Origin of the sequence: Aeromicrobium sp. SORGH_AS_0981, from assembly GCF_031453195.1 — a bacterium.
Classification (GTDB): domain Bacteria; phylum Actinomycetota; class Actinomycetes; order Propionibacteriales; family Nocardioidaceae; genus Aeromicrobium.
Genome location: NZ_JAVIZD010000001.1, coordinates 3,020,417 through 3,039,631 on the forward strand (window position 1 = coordinate 3,020,417; position 19,215 = coordinate 3,039,631).

25 protein-coding genes are annotated in these 19,215 nt (G+C 73.1%); 10 read left to right on the forward strand and 15 right to left on the reverse strand.

The genetic code is table 11. The annotated features are described in order from the left end of the window. Positions 1 to 57: 57 nt before the first annotated feature. A complete protein-coding gene (locus QE370_RS14920) occupies positions 58 to 864 on the forward strand; it encodes a thioesterase family protein (RefSeq protein ID WP_309634835.1) in 807 nt (268 codons plus the stop codon). Here QE370_RS14920 and QE370_RS14925 read toward each other — a convergent pair. Genes QE370_RS14925 through QE370_RS14940 form a run of 4 tightly spaced genes read right to left on the reverse strand, consistent with a single transcriptional unit; the run spans position 843 to position 3,119 of the window. Continuing rightward, entirely contained in the window at positions 843 to 1,337 is a 495-nt protein-coding gene (locus tag QE370_RS14925; protein WP_253024742.1) for a DUF2306 domain-containing protein, read from the reverse strand. The two genes, QE370_RS14920 and QE370_RS14925, sit on opposite strands and share 22 nt — an antisense overlap. Then, on the reverse strand, positions 1,334 to 1,768 hold the full coding sequence (locus tag QE370_RS14930; protein WP_253024741.1) for a MarR family winged helix-turn-helix transcriptional regulator: 435 nt from the start codon (positions 1,766 to 1,768) through the stop codon (positions 1,334 to 1,336). Before QE370_RS14930 ends, QE370_RS14925 begins: the two co-directional genes overlap by 4 nt. A gap of 32 nt (positions 1,769 to 1,800) precedes the next feature. After that, positions 1,801 to 2,310 (reverse strand): dihydrofolate reductase, encoded by a 510-nt coding sequence (locus QE370_RS14935; RefSeq protein WP_309634836.1) that lies wholly within the window; start codon positions 2,308 to 2,310, stop codon positions 1,801 to 1,803. Continuing rightward, positions 2,307 to 3,119 carry a thymidylate synthase gene (locus QE370_RS14940; RefSeq protein ID WP_253024739.1) on the reverse strand — a complete coding sequence of 271 codons (813 nt, stop codon included), beginning with the start codon at positions 3,117 to 3,119 and terminating at the stop codon, positions 2,307 to 2,309. Before QE370_RS14940 ends, QE370_RS14935 begins: the two co-directional genes overlap by 4 nt. A gap of 53 nt (positions 3,120 to 3,172) precedes the next feature. On the opposite strand from QE370_RS14940, the gene QE370_RS14945 reads away from it, so the two are divergent. The 6 genes from QE370_RS14945 (at position 3,173) to QE370_RS14970 (ending at position 6,161) form a co-directional block, all read left to right on the forward strand. Next, positions 3,173 to 3,673 carry a hypothetical protein gene (locus QE370_RS14945; protein WP_067856800.1) on the forward strand — a complete coding sequence of 167 codons (501 nt, stop codon included), beginning with the start codon at positions 3,173 to 3,175 and terminating at the stop codon, positions 3,671 to 3,673. Positions 3,674 to 3,973: 300 nt separating this feature from the next. Continuing rightward, positions 3,974 to 4,105 carry a hypothetical protein gene (locus QE370_RS14950; RefSeq protein ID WP_309634837.1) on the forward strand — a complete coding sequence of 44 codons (132 nt, stop codon included), beginning with the start codon at positions 3,974 to 3,976 and terminating at the stop codon, positions 4,103 to 4,105. Then, positions 4,098 to 4,628: an SPFH domain-containing protein gene (locus QE370_RS14955; RefSeq protein ID WP_309634838.1), complete on the forward strand. Its 531-nt coding sequence runs from the start codon at positions 4,098 to 4,100 to the stop codon at positions 4,626 to 4,628. Before QE370_RS14950 ends, QE370_RS14955 begins: the two co-directional genes overlap by 8 nt. An 11-nt stretch (positions 4,629 to 4,639) precedes the next feature. After that, complete coding sequence (locus tag QE370_RS14960; protein ID WP_309634839.1) at positions 4,640 to 5,143, forward strand: GNAT family N-acetyltransferase; 504 nt, start codon at positions 4,640 to 4,642, stop codon at positions 5,141 to 5,143. Continuing rightward, positions 5,140 to 5,856 (forward strand): AzlC family ABC transporter permease, encoded by a 717-nt coding sequence (locus tag QE370_RS14965; protein ID WP_309634840.1) that lies wholly within the window; start codon positions 5,140 to 5,142, stop codon positions 5,854 to 5,856. Before QE370_RS14960 ends, QE370_RS14965 begins: the two co-directional genes overlap by 4 nt. Then, complete coding sequence (locus tag QE370_RS14970; protein ID WP_309634841.1) at positions 5,853 to 6,161, forward strand: AzlD domain-containing protein; 309 nt, start codon at positions 5,853 to 5,855, stop codon at positions 6,159 to 6,161. Before QE370_RS14965 ends, QE370_RS14970 begins: the two co-directional genes overlap by 4 nt. On the opposite strand, the gene QE370_RS14975 is transcribed toward QE370_RS14970, so the two are convergent. From QE370_RS14975 to QE370_RS15000, 6 genes are all read right to left on the reverse strand, one after another. Then, positions 6,158 to 6,775: a PaaI family thioesterase gene (locus tag QE370_RS14975; protein WP_309634842.1), complete on the reverse strand. Its 618-nt coding sequence runs from the start codon at positions 6,773 to 6,775 to the stop codon at positions 6,158 to 6,160. The genes QE370_RS14970 and QE370_RS14975 overlap by 4 nt on opposite strands. Continuing rightward, on the reverse strand, positions 6,772 to 7,524 hold the full coding sequence (gene dapB / locus QE370_RS14980; protein ID WP_309634843.1) for a 4-hydroxy-tetrahydrodipicolinate reductase: 753 nt from the start codon (positions 7,522 to 7,524) through the stop codon (positions 6,772 to 6,774). Before dapB ends, QE370_RS14975 begins: the two co-directional genes overlap by 4 nt. Before the next feature lie 9 nt (positions 7,525 to 7,533). After that, positions 7,534 to 8,745 carry an aminotransferase class V-fold PLP-dependent enzyme gene (locus QE370_RS14985; protein ID WP_309634844.1) on the reverse strand — a complete coding sequence of 404 codons (1,212 nt, stop codon included), beginning with the start codon at positions 8,743 to 8,745 and terminating at the stop codon, positions 7,534 to 7,536. A gap of 87 nt (positions 8,746 to 8,832) precedes the next feature. Beyond that, positions 8,833 to 11,073: a polyribonucleotide nucleotidyltransferase gene (locus QE370_RS14990; RefSeq protein ID WP_253026180.1), complete on the reverse strand. Its 2,241-nt coding sequence runs from the start codon at positions 11,071 to 11,073 to the stop codon at positions 8,833 to 8,835. A gap of 236 nt (positions 11,074 to 11,309) precedes the next feature. Then, positions 11,310 to 11,600 (reverse strand): 30S ribosomal protein S15, encoded by a 291-nt coding sequence (rpsO, locus tag QE370_RS14995; RefSeq protein WP_067856746.1) that lies wholly within the window; start codon positions 11,598 to 11,600, stop codon positions 11,310 to 11,312. A gap of 144 nt (positions 11,601 to 11,744) precedes the next feature. Continuing rightward, a complete protein-coding gene (locus QE370_RS15000) occupies positions 11,745 to 12,701 on the reverse strand; it encodes a bifunctional riboflavin kinase/FAD synthetase (protein ID WP_309634845.1) in 957 nt (318 codons plus the stop codon). Between the two features lie 142 nt (positions 12,702 to 12,843). Between QE370_RS15000 and QE370_RS15005 the strand changes: the two genes are divergently transcribed. From QE370_RS15005 to QE370_RS15015, 3 genes are read left to right on the forward strand one after another with little or no spacing between them, the layout of a single operon-like run. Further along, positions 12,844 to 13,161 carry a hypothetical protein gene (locus QE370_RS15005; protein ID WP_253026176.1) on the forward strand — a complete coding sequence of 106 codons (318 nt, stop codon included), beginning with the start codon at positions 12,844 to 12,846 and terminating at the stop codon, positions 13,159 to 13,161. Next, positions 13,148 to 14,569, forward strand: coding sequence for a HAMP domain-containing sensor histidine kinase (locus tag QE370_RS15010; protein WP_309634846.1), 1,422 nt, complete (start codon positions 13,148 to 13,150; stop codon positions 14,567 to 14,569). Before QE370_RS15005 ends, QE370_RS15010 begins: the two co-directional genes overlap by 14 nt. Continuing rightward, positions 14,566 to 15,225, forward strand: coding sequence for a response regulator transcription factor (locus QE370_RS15015; protein WP_253026172.1), 660 nt, complete (start codon positions 14,566 to 14,568; stop codon positions 15,223 to 15,225). Before QE370_RS15010 ends, QE370_RS15015 begins: the two co-directional genes overlap by 4 nt. A 3-nt stretch (positions 15,226 to 15,228) precedes the next feature. On the opposite strand, the gene QE370_RS15020 is transcribed toward QE370_RS15015, so the two are convergent. The 5 genes from QE370_RS15020 to rbfA form a co-directional block, all read right to left on the reverse strand. Further along, a complete protein-coding gene (locus tag QE370_RS15020; protein WP_309634847.1) occupies positions 15,229 to 16,083 on the reverse strand; it encodes a serine/threonine-protein kinase in 855 nt (284 codons plus the stop codon). After that, positions 16,083 to 16,475, reverse strand: coding sequence for a hypothetical protein (locus QE370_RS15025; protein ID WP_309634848.1), 393 nt, complete (start codon positions 16,473 to 16,475; stop codon positions 16,083 to 16,085). Before QE370_RS15025 ends, QE370_RS15020 begins: the two co-directional genes overlap by 1 nt. A gap of 97 nt (positions 16,476 to 16,572) precedes the next feature. Then, the gene (locus QE370_RS15030; protein ID WP_253026166.1) at positions 16,573 to 17,805 is read right to left on the reverse strand and encodes a phospholipase D-like domain-containing protein; all 1,233 of its coding nucleotides are present in this window, start codon (positions 17,803 to 17,805) and stop codon (positions 16,573 to 16,575) included. Between the two features lie 41 nt (positions 17,806 to 17,846). Continuing rightward, positions 17,847 to 18,737 (reverse strand): tRNA pseudouridine(55) synthase TruB, encoded by an 891-nt coding sequence (gene truB / locus QE370_RS15035; RefSeq protein ID WP_309634849.1) that lies wholly within the window; start codon positions 18,735 to 18,737, stop codon positions 17,847 to 17,849. Further along, positions 18,734 to 19,186, reverse strand: coding sequence for a 30S ribosome-binding factor RbfA (rbfA, locus tag QE370_RS15040; protein ID WP_253026162.1), 453 nt, complete (start codon positions 19,184 to 19,186; stop codon positions 18,734 to 18,736). Before rbfA ends, truB begins: the two co-directional genes overlap by 4 nt. Positions 19,187 to 19,215: the final 29 nt, after the last annotated feature.

Consider the following 19,215-nt stretch of genomic DNA (forward strand, 5'->3'; position numbering starts at 1 on the left):
CCGCCCACGACCCGGCACCCCCGCCGTGCCCTCTGCCGGGGCCGCTACCGTCGGCGCATGACGTCGTACGAGCTCGACCGTGCCGTCGCCTCCACCCCGGGCGACGACGGGCGCCGCCACCTGACCCTCACTGCGGACTGGAACACGCCCAACGGCACGGCCAACGGCGGCTACGTGCTCGCGATCCTGGCCCGTGCGGTGCTCGACGAGGCCCGCACCAGCGCACCGGACCACCCGGACCTGCTCACCGTGTCGGTCAGCTACTTCAAGCCGCCGACCCCCGGACCGGCGTCGGTCGAGGTCACCACCCTGCGCGTCGGTCGGCGCGTCTCGGTGCACCAGGCCGCCCTGCAGCAGGGTGGCCGCACCGTCGCGCACGCCGTGATCTCCCTGCACGACTGGGACACGGCCGGCACCGTCGAGCACCTCCCGCACGCCGCGCCCGCAGTCCCCGGGCCCGACGAGAGCACCGACCTGTCGCCGTTCATCCCGACCGGTGCCGTCCCCATCGTCGAGCGCTACGCGTCGCGATCGCCCGAGGTGCCGGGCTGGCTGCGCGGCGAGCCGTCGGGCTCCCCCGAGGCGACCGTGTGGGTCCGACCCAAGGACGGCCGCCGGGTCGACGCCCTCGCGGCAGCCGCCATCGTCGACGGGTACCCGCCGGTCACGGCCGAGCTCGGCCACCTCGCGTCCGCCACGGTCCAGCTCACGGTCCACCTGCGTCGACGTCCCGACAGCGCCTGGGCGCTGCTCCACGTCACGACCCGGCACGTCCAGCAGGGCTACCACGACGAGGACGTCGAGCTGTGGGACGAGCAGGGTCGCCTCGTGGCCCAGAGCCGTCAGCTGGCCGTGCTGTCCTGAGGGCGCGCGCGGCCGACCGCGACGTCGAGCGCGCGACCGGCGCCCACCACCGCGACGGCGGTGAGCAGCACGAGCGCACCGGCGACGACGGCCGCGACCGGGTCGTCGAGGACCAGCTGCGGGATCGCCCGCTGCGGCACGAGCGACGCCGCGGCGCCCGCGCCCACCAGGCCGATCCAGTTGCCGGTCATCGCGGCGCGGTGCTCGGGGATCCGGCCCTGTCGGGCCCTGACCACCCCCAGCGGCACGGTGACGAGCGTGACGACCGACAGGGCGTGCAGCGCGCTGAAGTGACCCGGCCGGATCTCCTGGATCCAGAACGACGTGACGGCGACGTAGAGGATCGCCACCACCCACGCCCGCCCCGCCAGGCGATGGCCCCGCGTGCCGCGCGGTCCCACGAAGAGCTGCCAGAAGCCGACGACCAGCGCGACGAGAGCCGCGAAGGCGTGCGTCGCGATCAGCGGCGTCATGGCGTCTCCGGTCGCAGCACCTGGAGCAGGGGGTCGGTCACGGCGCGGACCTGGTCGGCCGTGACGTCGCCGGCCTCCAGGAGACGTCCGAACGCGTCCTCGAGCAACGCCCCACCGTCGGCGACGAGCCGCTCCCCCGCCGAGGTCAGCGTCAGCGCGCTGCGGTTGCCCGTGCCCGGCGTGCGTGCGGCGGTCAGCAGCCCGGCCTCGGAGAGCGTGCGGACCATGCGGCTCGCGGCGGGGGCCGAGACGTCCTGCGCGGCGGCCAGCTCGGCCTGGGTCGGCGTGCCCAGCGCCTGCACCGTGACGAGGGTGAGGAAGCGCGCATAGCTCGTGCCATGGGCTGCGCGCAGCATCTCGTCGGCGGCCGCGTCGAGCGCGGCGACGAGCGTGTGCAGGCGGTAGGCCGGCTGCCGGGGGTCGTAGGTCACCCCGCCATCATGCAGCGGTTAACTTAACCGTGTCAAGATACCGGGGTGTAGGTGACGATCTCGAACGGCACCCGCTCGGGATCCGGTCCCACGTGCGGCACGCTGCCGACCTCGTGCCAGGCCTCCCAGTCGACCCGCGGGAAGAAGGCGTCGCCGTCCGGCGCAGCCGCCACGCGGGTCACGACCATGACGTCGACGAGGCCCTGCTCCAGCGCCTGCGCGTACACCTGCGCGCCACCGACGAGGAAGACGTCGTCGTCGAGCTCGCGGGCCGTGGCGAGCGCCTCCTCGAGCGACGCGGCGACGAGCACGCCGTCGCCCCGAGGCCCCGACGACCAGTCCGGGTCGCGGGTCAGGACGATCGTGGTGCGACCCGGGAGCGGCCGACCGATGGAGTCGTAGGTGGCCCGCCCCATGACCAGCGGGTGGCCGAGGGTGAGGCGCTTGAAGTGGGCGAGGTCCTCGGGCAGGCGCCACGGCAGTGCCCCGTCGACCCCGATCACCCGGTTCGCGCCCATCGCGACGACGAGCGTGACGCTCATACGGCGATCGGCGCCTTGATGCCCGGGTGCGGGTCGTAGCCGGTGACCTTGATGGCGTCGAAGTCGAAGCCGTCGATGCTGGTGACCGTCGGGTCGAGCCAGAGCTCCGGCAGCGGACGCGGCTCGCGCTGCAGCTGCAGGCGCGCCTGGTCGAGGTGGTTGAGGTAGAGGTGCGCGTCGCCGAACGTGTGCACGAAGTCGCCCACCCGCAGGCCGGCGACCTGCGCCACCATGTGCGTCAGCAGTGCGTAGGAGGCGATGTTGAACGGCACGCCGAGGAAGACGTCGGCCGAGCGCTGGTACAGCTGGCACGACAGCCGGCCAGGTCCGCCGTCGTCGGCGGGAGCCACGTAGAACTGGAAGAACGCGTGGCAGGGCGCGAGCGCCATGGCCGGCAGGTCGGCGACGTTCCAGGCGCTGACGATGTGGCGCCGGGAGTCGGGGTCGGCCTTCAGCGCCTCGACGACCTGGGCGAGCTGGTCGACCGTCTCGCCGGACGGCGTCGGCCAGCTGCGCCACTGGTGCCCGTAGACCGGGCCGAGCTCGCCGTCGTCGTCGGCCCACTCGTCCCAGATGGTGATGCCGTGCTCACGCAGCCACGTGGTGTTGGTGTCGCCGCGGACGAACCAGAGCAGCTCCCCGACGACCGACCTGAGGTGGATCTTCTTGGTGGTGACGAGCGGGAACCCCTCGGAGAGGTCGAAGCGCATCTGGTGCCCGAACACGCTGAGCGTGCCGGTGCCGGTGCGGTCGCCCTTCTCGACCCCCTCGTCGAGGACGCGGCGGACGAGATCGAGGTAGGCCTGCATGACTCGCAGGATACTCGCCCCCACGACCGTCCCGGTCGTGCGAGACTCTGGGCGTGCCCCTCGCCGAGTACGAGGCCTCGCCCCAGGAGGTCCGCCGTTTCGCCCTCCTGCAGATCGTCCTGACTGCCGCCTTCATGACGCTGATCTTCCTGGCGCTGGGCGGCACCGACGCCGACCTCCCGCCGTGGTGGCTGCTCGGCGTGCTCGGGCTCGGGCTCGTGGCTGCCGCGGTGCTCTCCGAGCGCGTGTGGCTGCAGTCGTCGCCGCTCGACCCGGAGGCCGACCCCGCCGAGAACCAGCGGCGTGCCGTCGGCATCTTCGCCGCCCAGACGGTCCGCAAGCTCGTGTTCTGCGAGGCCGTCGTATTGGTCTCGATCCTGGTCGCCTTCGTCGGCTCCTGGGGCGGGTGGACGATCCTGCTCGTCGGCGTGCCCGGTCTCTTCCTCCTCGGCTGGGAGACCTGGCCGGGGCTGCGGAACCTGTCGATGACGGCGGCGATGCTGGACGCCCAGGGCGCCGACTCCCGACTGGTCGAGAGCTTCCGGTCCTGGTGAAAGGGCTTGGAGCCCGCGCGACGACCGGTCCATACTGGGTGCCGAGCGGGATCAGTGGCCCGGCGGTCGTCACCGCCCCGGTCCCACGTGTCGTACCTCGCTCACGTCCCTCCACAGGACACTCTGGGTGATCCCGCCACGGCGGGTGGGGTTCAACTCCCCTCGTCGGCGCGGGCCGGCAGCCTCGGGACCTCCCGGGGCACCTGGACGCGAGGCCCTGCAGGACTCCGGGTCCTCCGCCTCCCGCACGGGGCCGTCCCGCGCCGATCCACCATCCGACGACCACCCGAGAGGACCATCGTGAAGATCACCGTCCAGCCCCACGAGCGCGTGCTGGTGCACCGCGACGGTGCCCTCGTCGACGTCCTCGGACCGGGCCGTCACCGGCTGCGCCGCCGGCGGACCGTGCGGGCACGTCGTCGACGTGCGTGAACGTCTGCTCGGCCTCGCGACCCAGGAGGTGCCGACCTCCGACGGCCTGCGGGTCAAGGTCGGTGCCACGCTGACCTGGCGGGTCGTCGACCCCGTCGCCTGGCACGCCGTGGCGCTCGACCCGAAGGCCGTGGTCTACGAGGCAGCGCGACGCGCGGTGCGCGACGTGGTGGCCGCGTCCGACCTGGCCGGTCTCGCGTCGGGCGTGCCCGAGGACGACGTCCCCGCCGCCCTCGCCGCTGCCATCGGCACCGTCGGGGCGGAGGCCACGTCGCTGCGCGTCACCGACGTGCTCCCGCCGGCGGAGGTGCGCCGGGCGGTCGAGGCCGCCGAGGTGGCCCGGCACCGTGCGGTCGCGGCACTGGAGGAGGCGCGGGGGCAGAGCGCGGCCGTGCGCCACCTCGCCAACGTCGCCGGCGTGCTCGACGACCACCCCGCCCTCGCCGCGCTGCGGCTGGCGGAGGTGGCTGCGGCCGGCGGCGGCAGTGTCGTCGTCGAACGCCCGAGCGGCGCCGTCCGGTGAGCGGCGCCGACGTGAGCGTCCGGCTGGCCTGGCCGGACGACGCCCCCGCCATCGCCGAGGTGCAGCGCTCCGCGTGGGGCGCTGCCCTCGGCGAGGTCCCCGACGTCGACCTGGCGCCGGCGTGGGCGCGCCTGCTGGGCTCCCCGCCCGACGCGAGGGCCCGCGTGCTCGTGGCACTCGAGCAGGCGACGGTGCGCGGCGTGGCCTTCGTGCACCCGTGCCACGACCCCGACGCCGACCGGGTGGCCGACGGCGAGGTCGGCGAGCTGCTCGTCGATCCCCGGCACCGCGGCACGGGACACGGCTCGCGGCTGCTCCAGGCCGCCGTGGACACGCTGCGCGCCGACCACTTCGTCCGCGCGCGCTGGTGGGTGTCGACCACCGACGACCGGCTGCGTGCCTTCGTCGTCGGCACCGGCTGGACGGCCGACGGGGCCCATCGCGAACTCGCCGACGAGGCCGGCGGCCGGACGGTCAAGCAGGTCCGGCTCGTCACGTCGCTCGTCGAGGCATGAGCGGCGTCGCCGGCCCGGACCGCGCCGCCCGACGTCGCGTGGTCGCGGACTCCCTGGGGGTCGGCGCCGCGACCGGCGCCTACGGCGTCTCCTTCGGTGCCCTCGGCACCACCTCGGGACTCGACGTCCTGCAGACCTGCGTGCTCTCCCTGCTCGCGTTCACGGGTGCGTCGCAGTTCGCGTTCGTCGGCGTGGTCGCGGCCGGAGGGGCGCCCGTCACCGGCGCGGTGACGTCGGTCCTGCTCGGGTCGCGCAACCTGTTCTACGGTCTGAGCATCGCGTCGGTGCTGCGGCTGCACGGGGTGCGCCGTGTGCTCGGCGCGCACCTCGTGATCGACGAGTCGACCGCCGTCGCCCTCGCCCAGCGCCACCCGGCCCTCGGGCGACTGGGGTTCTGGTGGACGGGCGCATCGGTGCTCGTGCTCTGGAACCTGTCGACCCTGCTGGGCGCGCTGGCCGGGACGGCGATCGGCGACCCCCGCACCTACGGCCTCGATGCCGCCGTCGGCGCCGCGTTCCTGGGCCTGCTGTGGCCGCGTCTGGACGGACCGCTCCCCCGCCTCGTCGCCCTCTGCGGCGCCGCCGTGGCGGCCGGCCTCGTGCCGTCCACCCCGGCCGGGCTGCCCATCATCGCCGGCGGAGCCATGGCGGTGGCGCTGGGCCTGGTCCTCGGTCGCGCCCGGCGCGACGCGCGAGGCGGTGCGCCGACGTGAGCGCCCTCTGGGTCGGCATCGTGCTGACGTGCGCCGGCTGCTACGCGCTGAAGCTCGCGGGCCTGTCCGTGCCCGAGCGCGTCCTCGAGCACGCGACGACGCAGCGCGCGGTCGGTCTCATCCCGGTGGCGCTGCTGGGCGCCCTGGTCGCCGTGCAGGTCCTGGCCGACGGGCAGCGGCTCACCGTCGACGCGCGTCTGGCGGGCCTGGGCGTCGCCGCAGTGCTGCTGGCGCTGCGGGTGCCGTTCCTGCCGATGGTCGTCGCGGCCGCCCTCACGGCGGCACTGCTCCGTGCGGTCGGCTAGGTCGTCCGCGTACCGAGCCCCTGCTCGGGCCGCAGCCGCAGGAAGAGGGCGTCGCCCTCGGCACAGACGACGTCGCCGTGCCGGACCTCCCCACGGACCGTGAGCTTGCGACCCTCGACGCGCTCGATCCAGGCCTCGACCTCGAGCTCGACGTCGATCGGGGTGAGCGCGCGGTAGTCGGTGCGCAGGAACGCCGTGCGCGTGATGGCCTGGGCCTGCGCGGCGGCGAGCATGCCGAGCACCTCGTCGAAGACCAGGGAGACGACACCGCCGTGCACGGCCATGCCGCCGCCCATCGACCAGCGTCCGAAGGTCACGTTCCCGGCCACCCGCGAGGCGTCGCGTGTGTGCATCCGGATCTCGGGCAGCATCGCGTGCCCGCGGACGGGCAGCTGCGGGACGCGTCCGTTGACCTGCTCGAGCTCCTCGCCCGCGAGCGGGGCGAGCCGCTCACGCCACGCCCGCAGGTCGTCGGCCAGCCGCGAGGCCACGTCGGCGTCGAACCGCGCGGCCGCCAGGGCGTCCTGGAAGGCACGCAGCTCCGACGCCATCTCTCCCCAGGCCGTCGCCTCGTCGTCGGTGAGCCCCGCGCTGAAGATCGACTCCCAGCTCACGCGTCGAGCCCGAGCACCACGTCGAGCCCCACGGTGACGCCCGGTCGGTCCACCACGTGCCGCACGGCCGTGACCACGCCCGGCATGAAGGACTCACGGGTCGAGGAGTCGTGCCTCAGGGAGAGGATCTCCCCCTCACCGCCGAGGAGCACCTCCTGCGACGCGACGAAGCCGCGCGAGCGCACGGCGTGCACGGTGATGCCGTCGACCTTCGCGCCGCGGGCGCCGTCGGGGTCGGTGGTCGTGGCGTCGGGCACCGGGTCCGAGCCGGCCTCGGCACGGGCCGCGGCCACGAGCTCGGCGGTGCGCACGGCCGTCCCCGACGGGGCGTCGACCTTCGCCGGGTGGTGCATCTCGATGATCTCGACCGACTCGAAGAACGGGGCGGCCGTCGCGGCGAAGCGCATGAGGAGCACGGCGCCGATGGAGAAGTTCGGCACCACGAGCACGCTCACGTCGGTGCGCTGCCCGACCGCGTCGCGGACCGCGCGCAGCCGGTCGCCGTCGAAGCCGGAGGTGCCGACGACGACGTGCACGCCCTGCTCCACGCACCACAGCACCTGATCGAGCGCGACGTCGGGGGTCGTGAAGACCAGCGCGACGTCGGCCCCGTGCTCCGTGACCCGCTCCAGCGGATCGCCGACGTCGACCTGGGCGACCACCTCGAGCCCCTCGGCCGCCTCCAGCGCCGTCACCGACGTCGATCCCATGCGCCCCTGGGCGCCCAGCACGGCTACGCGAGTCGTCATGCGTCCACCCTAGTGAGCGAGCTCCTCGGCCAGCACCGAGAGCCCGGCGTGCAGCTCGGCGAAGGAGGTCGTGAGCGGCGCGAGGCCCAGCCGCAGGAGGTCGGGCTCGCGGAAGTCGGGGACGACGCCACGCTCGGTGAGCCGCGCCGTGAGCGCCCGTGCGTCGGGCACCCGGACGGTGACGTGGCTCCCCCGCCGGTCGGGCTCGCGCGGCGTGACCAGCTGCAGCGCGATCCCGCGCTCGCCCAGCGAGTCGAGGGCGTCGACCGTGAAGGCGGTGAGCAGCTCGGACTTCGTCCGGGCGGCCTCGACCCCGGCCTCGGCGACCATCGCCACGCCCTCGCGGACGGCGACGAGTCCCGCCACGTTGGGGGTCCCGGAGAGCAGCCGGCGCGCGTCGGTGGCCGGGCGGTACTCCTCGGCCATCGCGAACAGGTCGTCGGCGCTCCACCAGCCGGGCAGCGGCTGCTCGAGGTGCGGCAGGTGTCGCGCCGCGGCGTACAGGAACGCCGGCGCCCCGGGGCCACCGTTGAGGTACTTGTAGGTGCAACCGACGGCGAGGTCGACCTCGGCGGCGTCGAGCGACGTCGGGACGACGCCGGCCGAGTGGCAGAGGTCCCACACCACGAGCGCGCCCGCTGCGTGCACCTGCGCCGTGAGCGACGGGAGGTCGAGCAGCACGCCCGTGCGGTAGTCGACGTGGCTCAGCAGCACGACGGCCGTGCGCTCGTCGAGCACGTCGGCCAGCGACGCGGCGACGTCGCCCTCCGCGTCGCGATGCACGACGACGAGCTCGAGCCCGCGCTGGCGGGCGACCTGCTCGGCGAGGTAGCGGTCGGTCGGGAAGTCGCCCGCGTCGACGACGAGCCGGGTGCGTCCGGGAGCCAGCGAGGCTGCGGCGTGCAACGCCTTGGCGATGCCGATCGACGTCGAGTCGCCGACCACCGTCTGGCCCGCAGCGGCGCCGAGCAGCGCGCCGACCTCGTCGCCGACGAGGACCGGGAGCTCGACCCACCCCTCCGACCAGCCGCGGATCAGGCGGGCGCCCCACTCCTCGCGCACGAACGTCGCGAGCCGCTCGCGGGTGCGCAGCGGCAGACGTCCGAGCGAGTTGCCGTCGAGGTAGGCGACGACGTCGGCGTCGAGCTGGAACTGCTGCCGCCAGGCGGCGAGCGGGTCGGCGGCGTCGAGGGCCGCGGCACGTTCACGGAAGTCGCTCACCTTCGGGATCGTCTCACGGGCGCCCGGACCCCGGACGCGACGAGGCCCCCACCCCGAGGGGCGAGGGCCTCGTCGACCGTGCGTGGATCAGGCGTCGGCGCCGGCCTCGGCGGCCTCGGGGGCCTCCTCGGCGGCCGCGTCGGCCACGACCGGGATCAGCGAGATCTTGCCGCGGTCGCCGAGCTCGGCGATCTCGACCTGGACCTTCTGGCCGACCGTCAGCACGTCGTCGACGCTGCTGACCCGCTGGCCGCCGTTGAGGTCGCGCAGCTTGCTGATGTGCAGCAGGCCGTCCTTGCCGGGCGACAGGGCCACGAAGGCGCCGAAGTCGACCGTCTTGACCACGGTGCCGAGGTAGCGCTCGCCGACCTCGGGCATCGTCGGGTTCGCGATCGCGTTGATCGCGTCGCGCGCAGCGTCGGCCGAGCCGCCACCCTCGCCCGCGATGTACACCGTGCCGTCGTCCTCGATCGAGATCTTGGCGCCGGTGTCGGCCTGGATCTGGTTGATCATCTTGCCCTTGGGGCCGATGACCTCGCCGATCTTGTCGACCGGGACCTTCACCGTGATGATCCGCGGCGCGAACTGGCTCATCTCGTCGGGCGTGTCGATGGCCTCGGACATGACGTCGAGGATCGTCAGACGCGCACCCTTGGCCTGCGTGAGGGCACCGGCCAGCACGTCGGCGGGGATGCCGTCGAGCTTGGTGTCCAGCTGCAGGGCCGTGATGAAGTCCGGCGTGCCCGCGACCTTGAAGTCCATGTCGCCGTAGGCGTCCTCCGCACCGAGGATGTCGGTGAGGGTGACGTACTGCGTGGTGCCGTCGACCTCGCCGGAGATGAGGCCCATCGCGATGCCGGCGACCGGGGCGCGCAGCGGCACACCGGCGTTCAGCAGGCCGAGCGTCGAGGCGCAGACCGAGCCCATCGACGTCGAGCCGTTGGAGCTCAGCGCCTCCGAGACCTGGCGGATCGCGTACGGGAACTCCTCGGTGGTCGGGAGCACCGGCAGCAGAGCACGGCCGGCGAGCGCGCCGTGACCGATCTCGCGACGCTTCGGCGAGCCGACGCGGCCCGTCTCGCCCGTCGAGAACGGCGGGAAGTTGTAGTTGTGCATGTAGCGACGCGTGGTCTCGGGGCTCAGCGTGTCGAGCTTCTGGACCAGGTCGAGCATGTTCAGCGTCGTGATGCCCAGGATCTGGGTCTCGCCACGCTGGAACAGGGCCGAGCCGTGCACGCGCGGCACGACGCCGACCTCGGCCGACAGCTCGCGGATGTCGGCGAGGCCACGGCCGTCGATGCGCACCTTGTCGCGCAGCACGCGCTGGCGCACGAGGCTCTTGGTGACGGCGCGCAGCGCGGCGCCGACCTCCTTCTCGCGGCCCGCGAACTGCTCGCCGAGCTGGTCGAGCACGTCGGCCTTGATCGCGCTCTCGCGCTCCTCGCGGTCGGCCTTGGAGACGATCGTGAGGGCCTCGGACAGCGGGCCGGACGCGACCGCGGCGACGGCGTCGTAGACGTCGTCCTGGAAGTCGAGGAAGACCGGGAAGTCCTGGACGGGCTTCGCGGCGGCCTCGGCGAGCTGCTGCTGGGCCTCGCAGAGCTGGCGGATGAAGCTCTTCGACGCCTCGAGGCCGCCGGCGACGACCTCCTCGGTCGGCGCCTGGACACCGGACTGCACGAGGTCCCAGGTGGACTCGGTGGACTCCGCCTCGACCATCATGATCGCGACGTCGGTCGAGCCGTCGGCCTGCGTGGCGATGCGGCCCGCGACGACCATGTCGAACACGGCGTCCTCGAGCTGGCTGTGCGTCGGGAACGCGACCCACTGGCCGTCGATGAGAGCGACGCGCGTGGCACCGATGGGGCCGGAGAACGGCAGGCCGGAGATCTGCGTCGACGCCGAGGCGGCGTTGATGGCCAGGACGTCGTACGGGGTGTCGGGGTTGAGGGCCAGGACCGTGATGACGACCTGGACCTCGTTGCGCAGGCCCTTCTTGAACGTCGGGCGCAGGGGACGGTCGATGAGGCGACAGGTGAGGATGGCGTCCTCGCCCGGGCGGCCCTCGCGACGGAAGAACGAGCCGGGGATGCGGCCCGCGGCGTACATGCGCTCCTCGACGTCGACCGTGAGCGGGAAGAAGTCGAAGTGGTCCTTGGGCTGCTTGCCGGCGGTGGTGGCCGAGAGCAGCATCGTGTCGTCGTCGAGGAACGCGGACACGGAGCCGGCGGCCTGGCGGGCGAGCTGGCCCGTCTCGAAGCGGATGGTGCGGGTGCCGTAGCGACCGTTGTCGATGACGGTCTCGATGGCGTGGATGGTGTCGGACATGGGAGTCCCTTCTCGCGACGCGTGTCGCGCGGTGGGACGAGACCCGGACCTGCCGTGATGGTGGTCGGTCTTCGATCGAGGCCCGCGGCCCGGCGTACGCCGTCCCGAGGGCCACTACCGAGGACCGGACCCGACGTGGCGGCTCTCGTCCGTGGATGTGTCGTGTTCAGTTGTCGGGGCGCAGGGCCCCTGATGCAGTTCAGGCGGCCACCCGGAGGGTGACCGCCTGAACGAGGTCAGCGACGCAGACCGAGACGCTCGATCAGCGAGCGGTAGCGCTCGATGTCGGTGTTCTGCAGGTAGTTCAGCAGACGACGACGGCGACCGACGAGCAGCAGCAGGCCACGACGGCTGTGGTGGTCGTGCTTGTGCTCCTTGAGGTGGTCCGTCAGGTGCGAGATGCGCTGCGTGAGCAGCGCGACCTGGACCTCCGGGGAGCCGGTGTCGCCCTCGCTGCGGGCGTACTGGCTGATGATCTCGTCACGCGGGGTACCGGCGACGGTGGGGGCAGCGGTCTTCTTCGACATTCTTCTCCTGGGAGGTCGTTGCACGGCGCTCCCGGGCATGTCCACCGGGGCTCTACGGACCGTGGGCGTTCACACGCCGTCGTCCAGGTTATCAGCGCGCCGGTCGTTCCGACGAATCGCCTCGCCGTCGCGGACCGGGCGACGTCAGGAGAGAGCCGCGCGCGCCTGCTCGACGTCGGCGTGCATCTGCTCCACGAGCGCGTCGACGCCTCGGTACGCGACCATCGGGCGCAGGTGCGAGACGAGCTGCACCCGCACGGACCGGCCGTAGAGGTCGAGGTCGTGGCCGTGGTCCATGACGTAGGACTCCACGCGACGCTCCGTCCCCGCGAAGGTGGGGTTCGTGCCCACGGAGATCGCCGCGGGGTAGTCGGCGTCGCCGGTGAGCAGCCGTCCGGCGTAGACGCCGTCGGGCGGCACGCAGTAGTCGGCCTGCACGGGGACGTTCGCGGTGGGGAACCCGAGGTCGCGCCCGCGCTGGTCGCCGGGGGTGACGACACCGTCGACCTCGTGCGGACGCCCGAGCAGCTCGGCGGCCTCCTCCAGCCGGGCCTCGGCCACGAGGGCGCGGACCCGCGTGGACGACCACGGCTGGCCGTCGGCCCCGTGGCCGTCGCCGACGAGCGTGAAGGCGCTGGCGTCGCAGTCGTGTCGCGCGCACAGCTCGCGGAGGGTCTCGGTCGTGCCCGACGCCCGCGACCCGAACGTGAAGTTCTCGCCGACGACGACGTGACGCCCCTGCAGCTCCTCGACGACGACGCGCTCCACGAACTCCTCGGGCGACCAGCCCGCCATCGTGCGGTCGAAGTCGAGCACGCGCACGTGGTCGGCGCCCCGCACGCCGGGCGCGGGCTCGTGCAGCAGCTCGATCCGGCGCTGCAGCGACGTCAGACGCGGCGGGACGCGATCGGGCGCGAAGACCGCCACCGGGTGCGGGTCGAACGTGACGGCGACGACGGGCAGGTCCCCCGCGACCTCGCGGGTGCGTCGCAGCAGGGCCTGGTGGCCTCGGTGGACCCCGTCGAAGGTGCCGATGGTGACCGCCGTCGCGGTGCCCAGCGGGGCCGTCGAGGCGCCGCCGCGGTCTGTCCAGGTGCCCACCCCTGAACTGTGCCACACGCCGGCAGCACTGCCCTGCGACCGGGTACACCGCCCGCACCGGCCGGTGCGACGACCCGACGGATGAGAGTTCTCTCATCGACGTCTCATCGTGGCGTGCGCGAGCGTGCGGCACAGTGTCGCCATGACGCGAACCCGCTCCCTCGTGCCGATCGTCGTGGCCGTCGGCCTCGTGCTGCTCGGCGTCGTCGCGGCGCGGGTGGTGGCGCAGGAGGACGCACCGCAGGTCGACTACTCCCCGGTGACCGTGCCGACGTCGACCGGGACGCCCCGGCCCACGCTCTCGCCGACCCCCTCCCCGTCGGACGACCGCGACGACGACGAAGACGATGACCGGGACGACGATGACGACGACTACGAGCGCGTCCCGCAGACGCCGCGACCCATCGACGCCAGTGACGACGACCGGGAGGACGACCGGGACGACGATGACGACGACTGACCCGCGCGCAGACGGTCCACCGCGCTTCTCCGTCCGCCAGCGTCTGACCGCCGCCGTCGCCCTGCTGACGGCGGCGGCGCTCGTCGCGGTCGGGGCGACGCTGTTCGTCCTGGAGTCCCAGCGCATCGACCGGGTGATCGACGCGAGTCTCGGCCAGGAGGTCGGCGAGCTGCGACGCCTCCAGGCGGAGGGCGTCGACCCCGAGACGGGCCGGCCGTTCACCAGCCCCGACCGCCTGATCGCGTTCTTCCTGTCGCGCAACGTCCCCGACGCGGACGAGAACCTGTGGCACTTCCCCGTGTCCGGCACCCCGACGTTCGTCGGTGAGGGCCAGCGCGTGCTGCGGACGTCGCCGAGGTTCCCCGCCCTGGTGGAGCGCCTCACGCGTCGCGGTGGGGTCGCCGACCTCGACGTCGGCGGCCGGACCTTCCGCGTCGCGGTGCAGCCCGTGCAGCAGGGCGACGAGCGGGCTGCCTTCGTCGTCACCCACGACGTCGACGGCTCGCGCGCCCAGCTCCGCGAGCTGATGGTCACGTACGCGCTGCTCAGCGCGCTCTCCGTCATCCTCATCTCCGCCGTCGCGTCGTGGCTCGCCGGACGGCTGCTCTCCCCCGTGCGACGACTGCGCGAGACCGCCCGGGGCATCACCGAGGGCGACCTCGGCGGACGTCTCGAGGTGACCGGCAACGACGACCTCACCGAGCTGCAGCGCACCTTCAACGACATGCTCGACCGGCTCGAGGAGGCGTTCGCGAGCCAGCGTCGCCTGCTCGACGACGCCGCCCACGAGCTGCGCACCCCACTCACCGTGCTGCAGGGGCACCTGGAGGTGCTCGACCCGACCGACCCCGACGACGTCCGCACCACGCGCACGCTGCTGCTCGACGAGATCGACCGGATGACCCGCCTCGTCCACGACCTCCTGCTGCTCGCGAAGGCGGAGCGTCCAGACTTCGTCCGCCTCGAGCGCACCGACGTGGAGGCCCTCACGCTCGGGGCCCTCGAGCGCGCACGGGGACTCGCCGACCGCAGCTGGGTGCTCGACGCGGTGGCCCGCACCCACGTCGACGTCGACCCGCAGCGGCTGACGCAGGCGCTGCTCCAGCTCGCCGACAACGCCGTCCGGCACACCCGGCCGGGCGCCGAGGTCGGCATCGGGTCGCGGGTGCTTGACGGACACGTCGAGCTGTGGGTGCGCGACACGGGCGCCGGGGTCCCGTCGGCGCTGCGTGGGACGATCTTCGAGCGCTTCACCCAGGGCGACGGTGAGCAGGCCGGCTTCGGTCTGGGCCTGTCGATCGTCGCCGCGATCATGGAGGCGCACGAGGGTCGGGTGGTGCTCGACCCGCCCGGGGCGACGTCAGGTGCGACGTTCCGGCTCGTCATCCCGGCAGGAGGACTGTGGTGAACCGGATTCTCGTGGTCGAGGACGAGGAGCGGATCGCCTCGTTCGTCGCGAAGGGGCTGAAGGCCGAGGGGTTCACGCCGACGGTCGTCACCGACGGCGTGAGCGGTCTCGACTACGCGCTGACTGGTCCGTTCGACCTCATGGTGCTCGACATCGGACTGCCCGGGCTCGACGGCTTCACGATCCTCGAGCGCGTGCAGGCGGAACGACCCGAGCTGCCCGTCATCGTGCTGACGGCCCGTGACTCGGTGACCGACACGGTCCAGGCGCTCGAGGGAGGTGCGGCCGACTACATGAGCAAGCCCTTCCGCTTCGCCGAGCTGCTGGCCCGCGTCCGCCTGCGGCTGCGCGCCCCCGCCACCCCCGCCCCCGACGACGAGCTGGTCGCTGGCGACGTCCGCCTCGACCTGCGCCGACGTCGCGCGTACGTCGGCGAGCGCGAGGTCGAGCTGTCGGCCCGCGAGCTGTCGCTCGCCGAGGTGCTGATGTCGCACCGCGGGCAGGTGCTCTCGCGCGAGCAGCTGCTCTCCCACGTGTGGGGCTACGACTTCGACCCCGGCTCGAACGTCGTCGACGTGTACGTCGGCTACCTCCGCAGGAAGCTCGGCGCCGGACTCGTCACCACCGTGCGCGGGCTGGGGTACCGGGTGGACTGAGGCTCAGCGCCGCAGCGTGAAGCCCGACAGCCGCGCGGACGGCAGACCGGCGATCATCGGCTCCAGCTCGAGGGCGATCTGGCGCGGCGTGGGGCGCTGCGCCGGGTCGGGGTCGAGGCAGCGCCTGATGAGATCGGCGGCACCCCGATGGACGAAGCCGGGCAGCGGCTTCGGCTCGTCGTGCAGCTGCGCCCATCGGGGCTCACGGTCGAAGGCACGAAAGCCCGCGGCGGCCCGGAAGAGGGTGGCGCCGAGACCCCACACGTCGGCGGCGGGTCCGACGGTGCCGCGCTCCCCCGGCGCGCACTGCTCGGGCGCCATGTACTCGTCGCTGCCGACCGGATGGTCGAGGGCCGCGGCCTCGTCGACGTCGAGCGCGACGGAGAGGTCGACGAGCTGCGCGGGCGCACCCATGATCACGTTGCTGGGCTTCACGTCGAGGTGCACGACGCCCTCGCCGTGCAGGTAGTGCAGCACCGACGCGAGCTCGAGCGCGAGGGGCAGCAGCTGGTGCTCCGGCACCGCGCCGTGCCGCGAGATCAGCCGCGACAGGTTCGGGCCCTCGACGTGCTCGAGGACGAAGTAGGGACGGGCGCCCTCGTCGTCGTAGGAGAAGACGCGCGTGAGGCCGGGGTGCGCCAGACGTGCGAGCAGCGCGACCTCGCGCTCGAGTCCCGCGCGCGAGACGGGGTCGGCGACGTGCCCCGGCCGCAGCGCCTTCACGACGACCGGGGCGTGCAGCCGGTCGTCGAAGGCCAGCCACGCCTCGTACACGGTGCCGCCGCCGAGGTCCTTCACGGCCGTGAGGCCGGGGGCGATCTCGTCGCCCCCGGCCAGGCCCCACGCGTCGTCGGACATCAGCGGTCGGTGCCGGTCGTCGGCGCGGTGTTCTTCGTCGGCGCGGTGTTCTTCGTCGGCGCAGTGTTCTTCGTCGGCGCGGTGTTCTTGGTGGGAGCGGTGTTCCTCGTCGGGGCCGACTGGACCGTCTTCGCGGTGTTCGCGGTCGGGGCGGTGCCGCGGGTCTGGGCGGTGTTCGCCGTCTGCCGGGTGACGGTGGTGCTCAGGTCGTCGTCACGGTCGTCGTCATCGTCGTCGTCCGCGGTGACGACCCACGACGAGGTCGAGTCGTCGCGCTTGAGCACGGGGTCGCGGTCGCCGTCGGCGTGGGCGCTGGAGAGCGCGAAGCCGGCGGTGCCGAGCGCAAGGGTGCCGGCGACGGCGGCGATGGCGGTACGGGCGGTGGTCTTCATGGGTCCTCCTGGGGTCGATGCGATGACCCCAGGCTCCCGGTGCGTGGTGAGCCCTCCGTGAGACGTCGATGAGAGGCCTCTCATCGACGTCGAGCGCCTACAGCAGGGGGCGCAGCGGGGTCAGCAGCAGCTCGCAGGCGCGGGCGACGATCGGTCGGGACTGCCAGTGCTCGAGGGTCAGCTCGCGACAGTTCGCCAGGTCGGTCTCGAACACCGTCTCGAGGTGCTCGGCGAGGGCCGGGTCGACGACCTCGAGGTTGATCTCGTAGTTGCCGGTCAGGCTGAGCCGGTCGATGTTGGCGGTGCCGACGGTCGACCACTGGCCGTCGATGGTCGCGGTCTTCGCGTGCACCATCGCGTCCTGGTAGAGCTGGATCCGCACGCCGTGGCGCAGCAGCTCGCCGTAGAAGCCGCGGGACAGCCAGTCGGCGACGACGTGGTTGCTGACCTCGGGGACGATGATCGTCACCTCCACGCCGCGTGACCGGGCGTCCTTGAGGGCCTGCAGGATGTCGTGGTCGGGGATGAAGTAGGCGGCCGTGATGTGGATGTGGTGCCGGGCGCGGTCGATGGCCTCGAGGTACATGCCGCGGATCGGGAACACGAGCTGGCGCGGCACGTTGCGGTGGGCCCGCACGCTCGGCTCCCAGCTGGCCTCCCCCAGCGGCTCGATGGGCACCGGGTGCAGGTCGTTCCAGAAGTCGATGAAGGCGTTGTCGAGGTCCCAGACGGCCGACCCCTCGACCCGCAGGTGCGTGTCGCGCCACTGCGTGGCGTACAGGGAGCCCACGTTGTACCCGCCCACGAACCCGACCGTGTCGTCGACGACGAGGATCTTGCGGTGGTCGCGGCCCCAGCGTCGGGGGTTGAAGGGCTGCAGGCCCGTCTTCAGCACCGGGTAGCGCAGCACGTGGACGCTCGGCGGGAAGGTCAGGAACGAGCGCGGGACGACGAGGTTCGCGAACCCGTCGTAGATCACCCGCACGTCGACCCCGCGGTCGGCGGCGGCGACGAGCTCGCGCTTGAACGCCTCGCCCATCTCGTCGCCCTTGAGGATGAAGGTCTCGAAGAGGATGCGGGTGGTGGCGCCGCGGATCGCCGCGAGCATGTCGTCGTACAGGTCCTCGCCGTAGGTGTACGTCGTGGCGCTGTTCTCGCTGCCGACCGGCACGGTCCGCGGCGGCACGGTCGGGAAGCTCGTCTCGCTCGCGCCGCGGAGGATCTTGCGGACCTTGGTCGTGACCATCAGACCCGCCACGATGCCCACGACGGAGAGGAACCAGGTCTGCAGGGGACGCCAGATCAGGCGCTCGGTCGAGAGTCGGGCCACGTCGTCACCCTAGGGCACGGCGACGCGGGTCCCGGTCGACGTCAGACGAAGACAGCGACGGCGCGGGCGGACCCGCCGCGCTGCTCGTAGAGCGCCAGGAAGGTGCCGTCGGGCGCGAACAGGGCCACGGGACCCGTCGCACCGAGGTCGACGTCGGCGAGCGCTCGCCCGAAGCGCACCTCAGCAGCTGCCGCGTCGTCGAGGTCGAGCGACGGGAACGCCGCGCGGGCGGCGTCGTCGAGCGCGACGTGCTGCCACGACCGCTCGAGCTCCTCGAGCGTGCGGGCGACGTCGAGGTCGAAGCCCCCGACGCGGGTCCGGCGCAGCATCGTCAGGTGGCCACCGACGCCCAGGGCGGCCCCGAGGTCGCGGGCGAGGGCACGCACGTAGGTCCCGCTGCTGCACACCACGCGGGCGTCGACGTCGACCACGGCGAGACCGTCGACCTCGAGGTGCCGGACGTCGGTGACCTCGAACGTCGACACCGTGACGGGCCGGGCGGGGAGCTGCACGTCCTCCCCCGCGCGGACGCGGGCGTACGAGCGCCTCCCGTCGACCTTGATCGCCGACACGGCCGTCGGCACCTGCTCGATGTCGCCGGTGAGCGGGAGCACCGCGGCACGGACGGCGTCGTCCGTCACGCCGGAGGCGTCGGCCCGCTCCAGCAGGTCGCCCTCGGCGTCGTCGGTGACCGTGGTCTGGCCGAGCCGCATCGTCGCGAGGTACTCCTTGTCGGCCAGCTGCAGGTGGCCGAGCAGACGGGTGGCCCGTCCGACGCCGAGCAGCAGCACCCCTGTCGCCATCGGGTCGAGGGTGCCGGCGTGGCCGACCTTGCGGGTGCCGGCCAGGCGACGGGTGCGGGCGACGACGTCGTGCGACGTCCACCCGGCGGGCTTGTCGACCACGACGAGCCCGACGGGGGTCTCGCTCATGCCTGCTCGTCGTCCTCGTCGTCGTCCTCGGCCGCGCGCGGCTGCTTGTACGGGTCGGGGTCGCCCGCGTAGGTCTTGCCCTCGGCGGCCGCGGCGACGCGCTCGTCGCTCTCGCGCGCCTTGGCGAGCAGGTCCTCGATCTGGCGGGCCGACTCCGGGACCGCGTCGAGGAAGAACTCCAACGACGGGGTGTGCCGGGTGCCGAGCTGCTTGCCGACCTCGGTGCGCAGCAGCCCGGTGGCGCTGCGCAGGGCGGCCGCCGTGTCGGCTGCGGCGCGCTCGTCGCCCATGACGGTGTAGAAGACCGACGCGTTCTGGTGGTCGCCCGTGAGTCGCACGTCGGTGATCGTCACGAAGCCCAGGCGCGGGTCCTTGACCCGACGCTCGAGCATCTGGGCGATGATCACCTTGATGCGGTCGGCGAGCTGCTGGGTGCGCTGTCCGGCCATGGTTCCTCCTGCTGGGTCGCCGCCGCGGA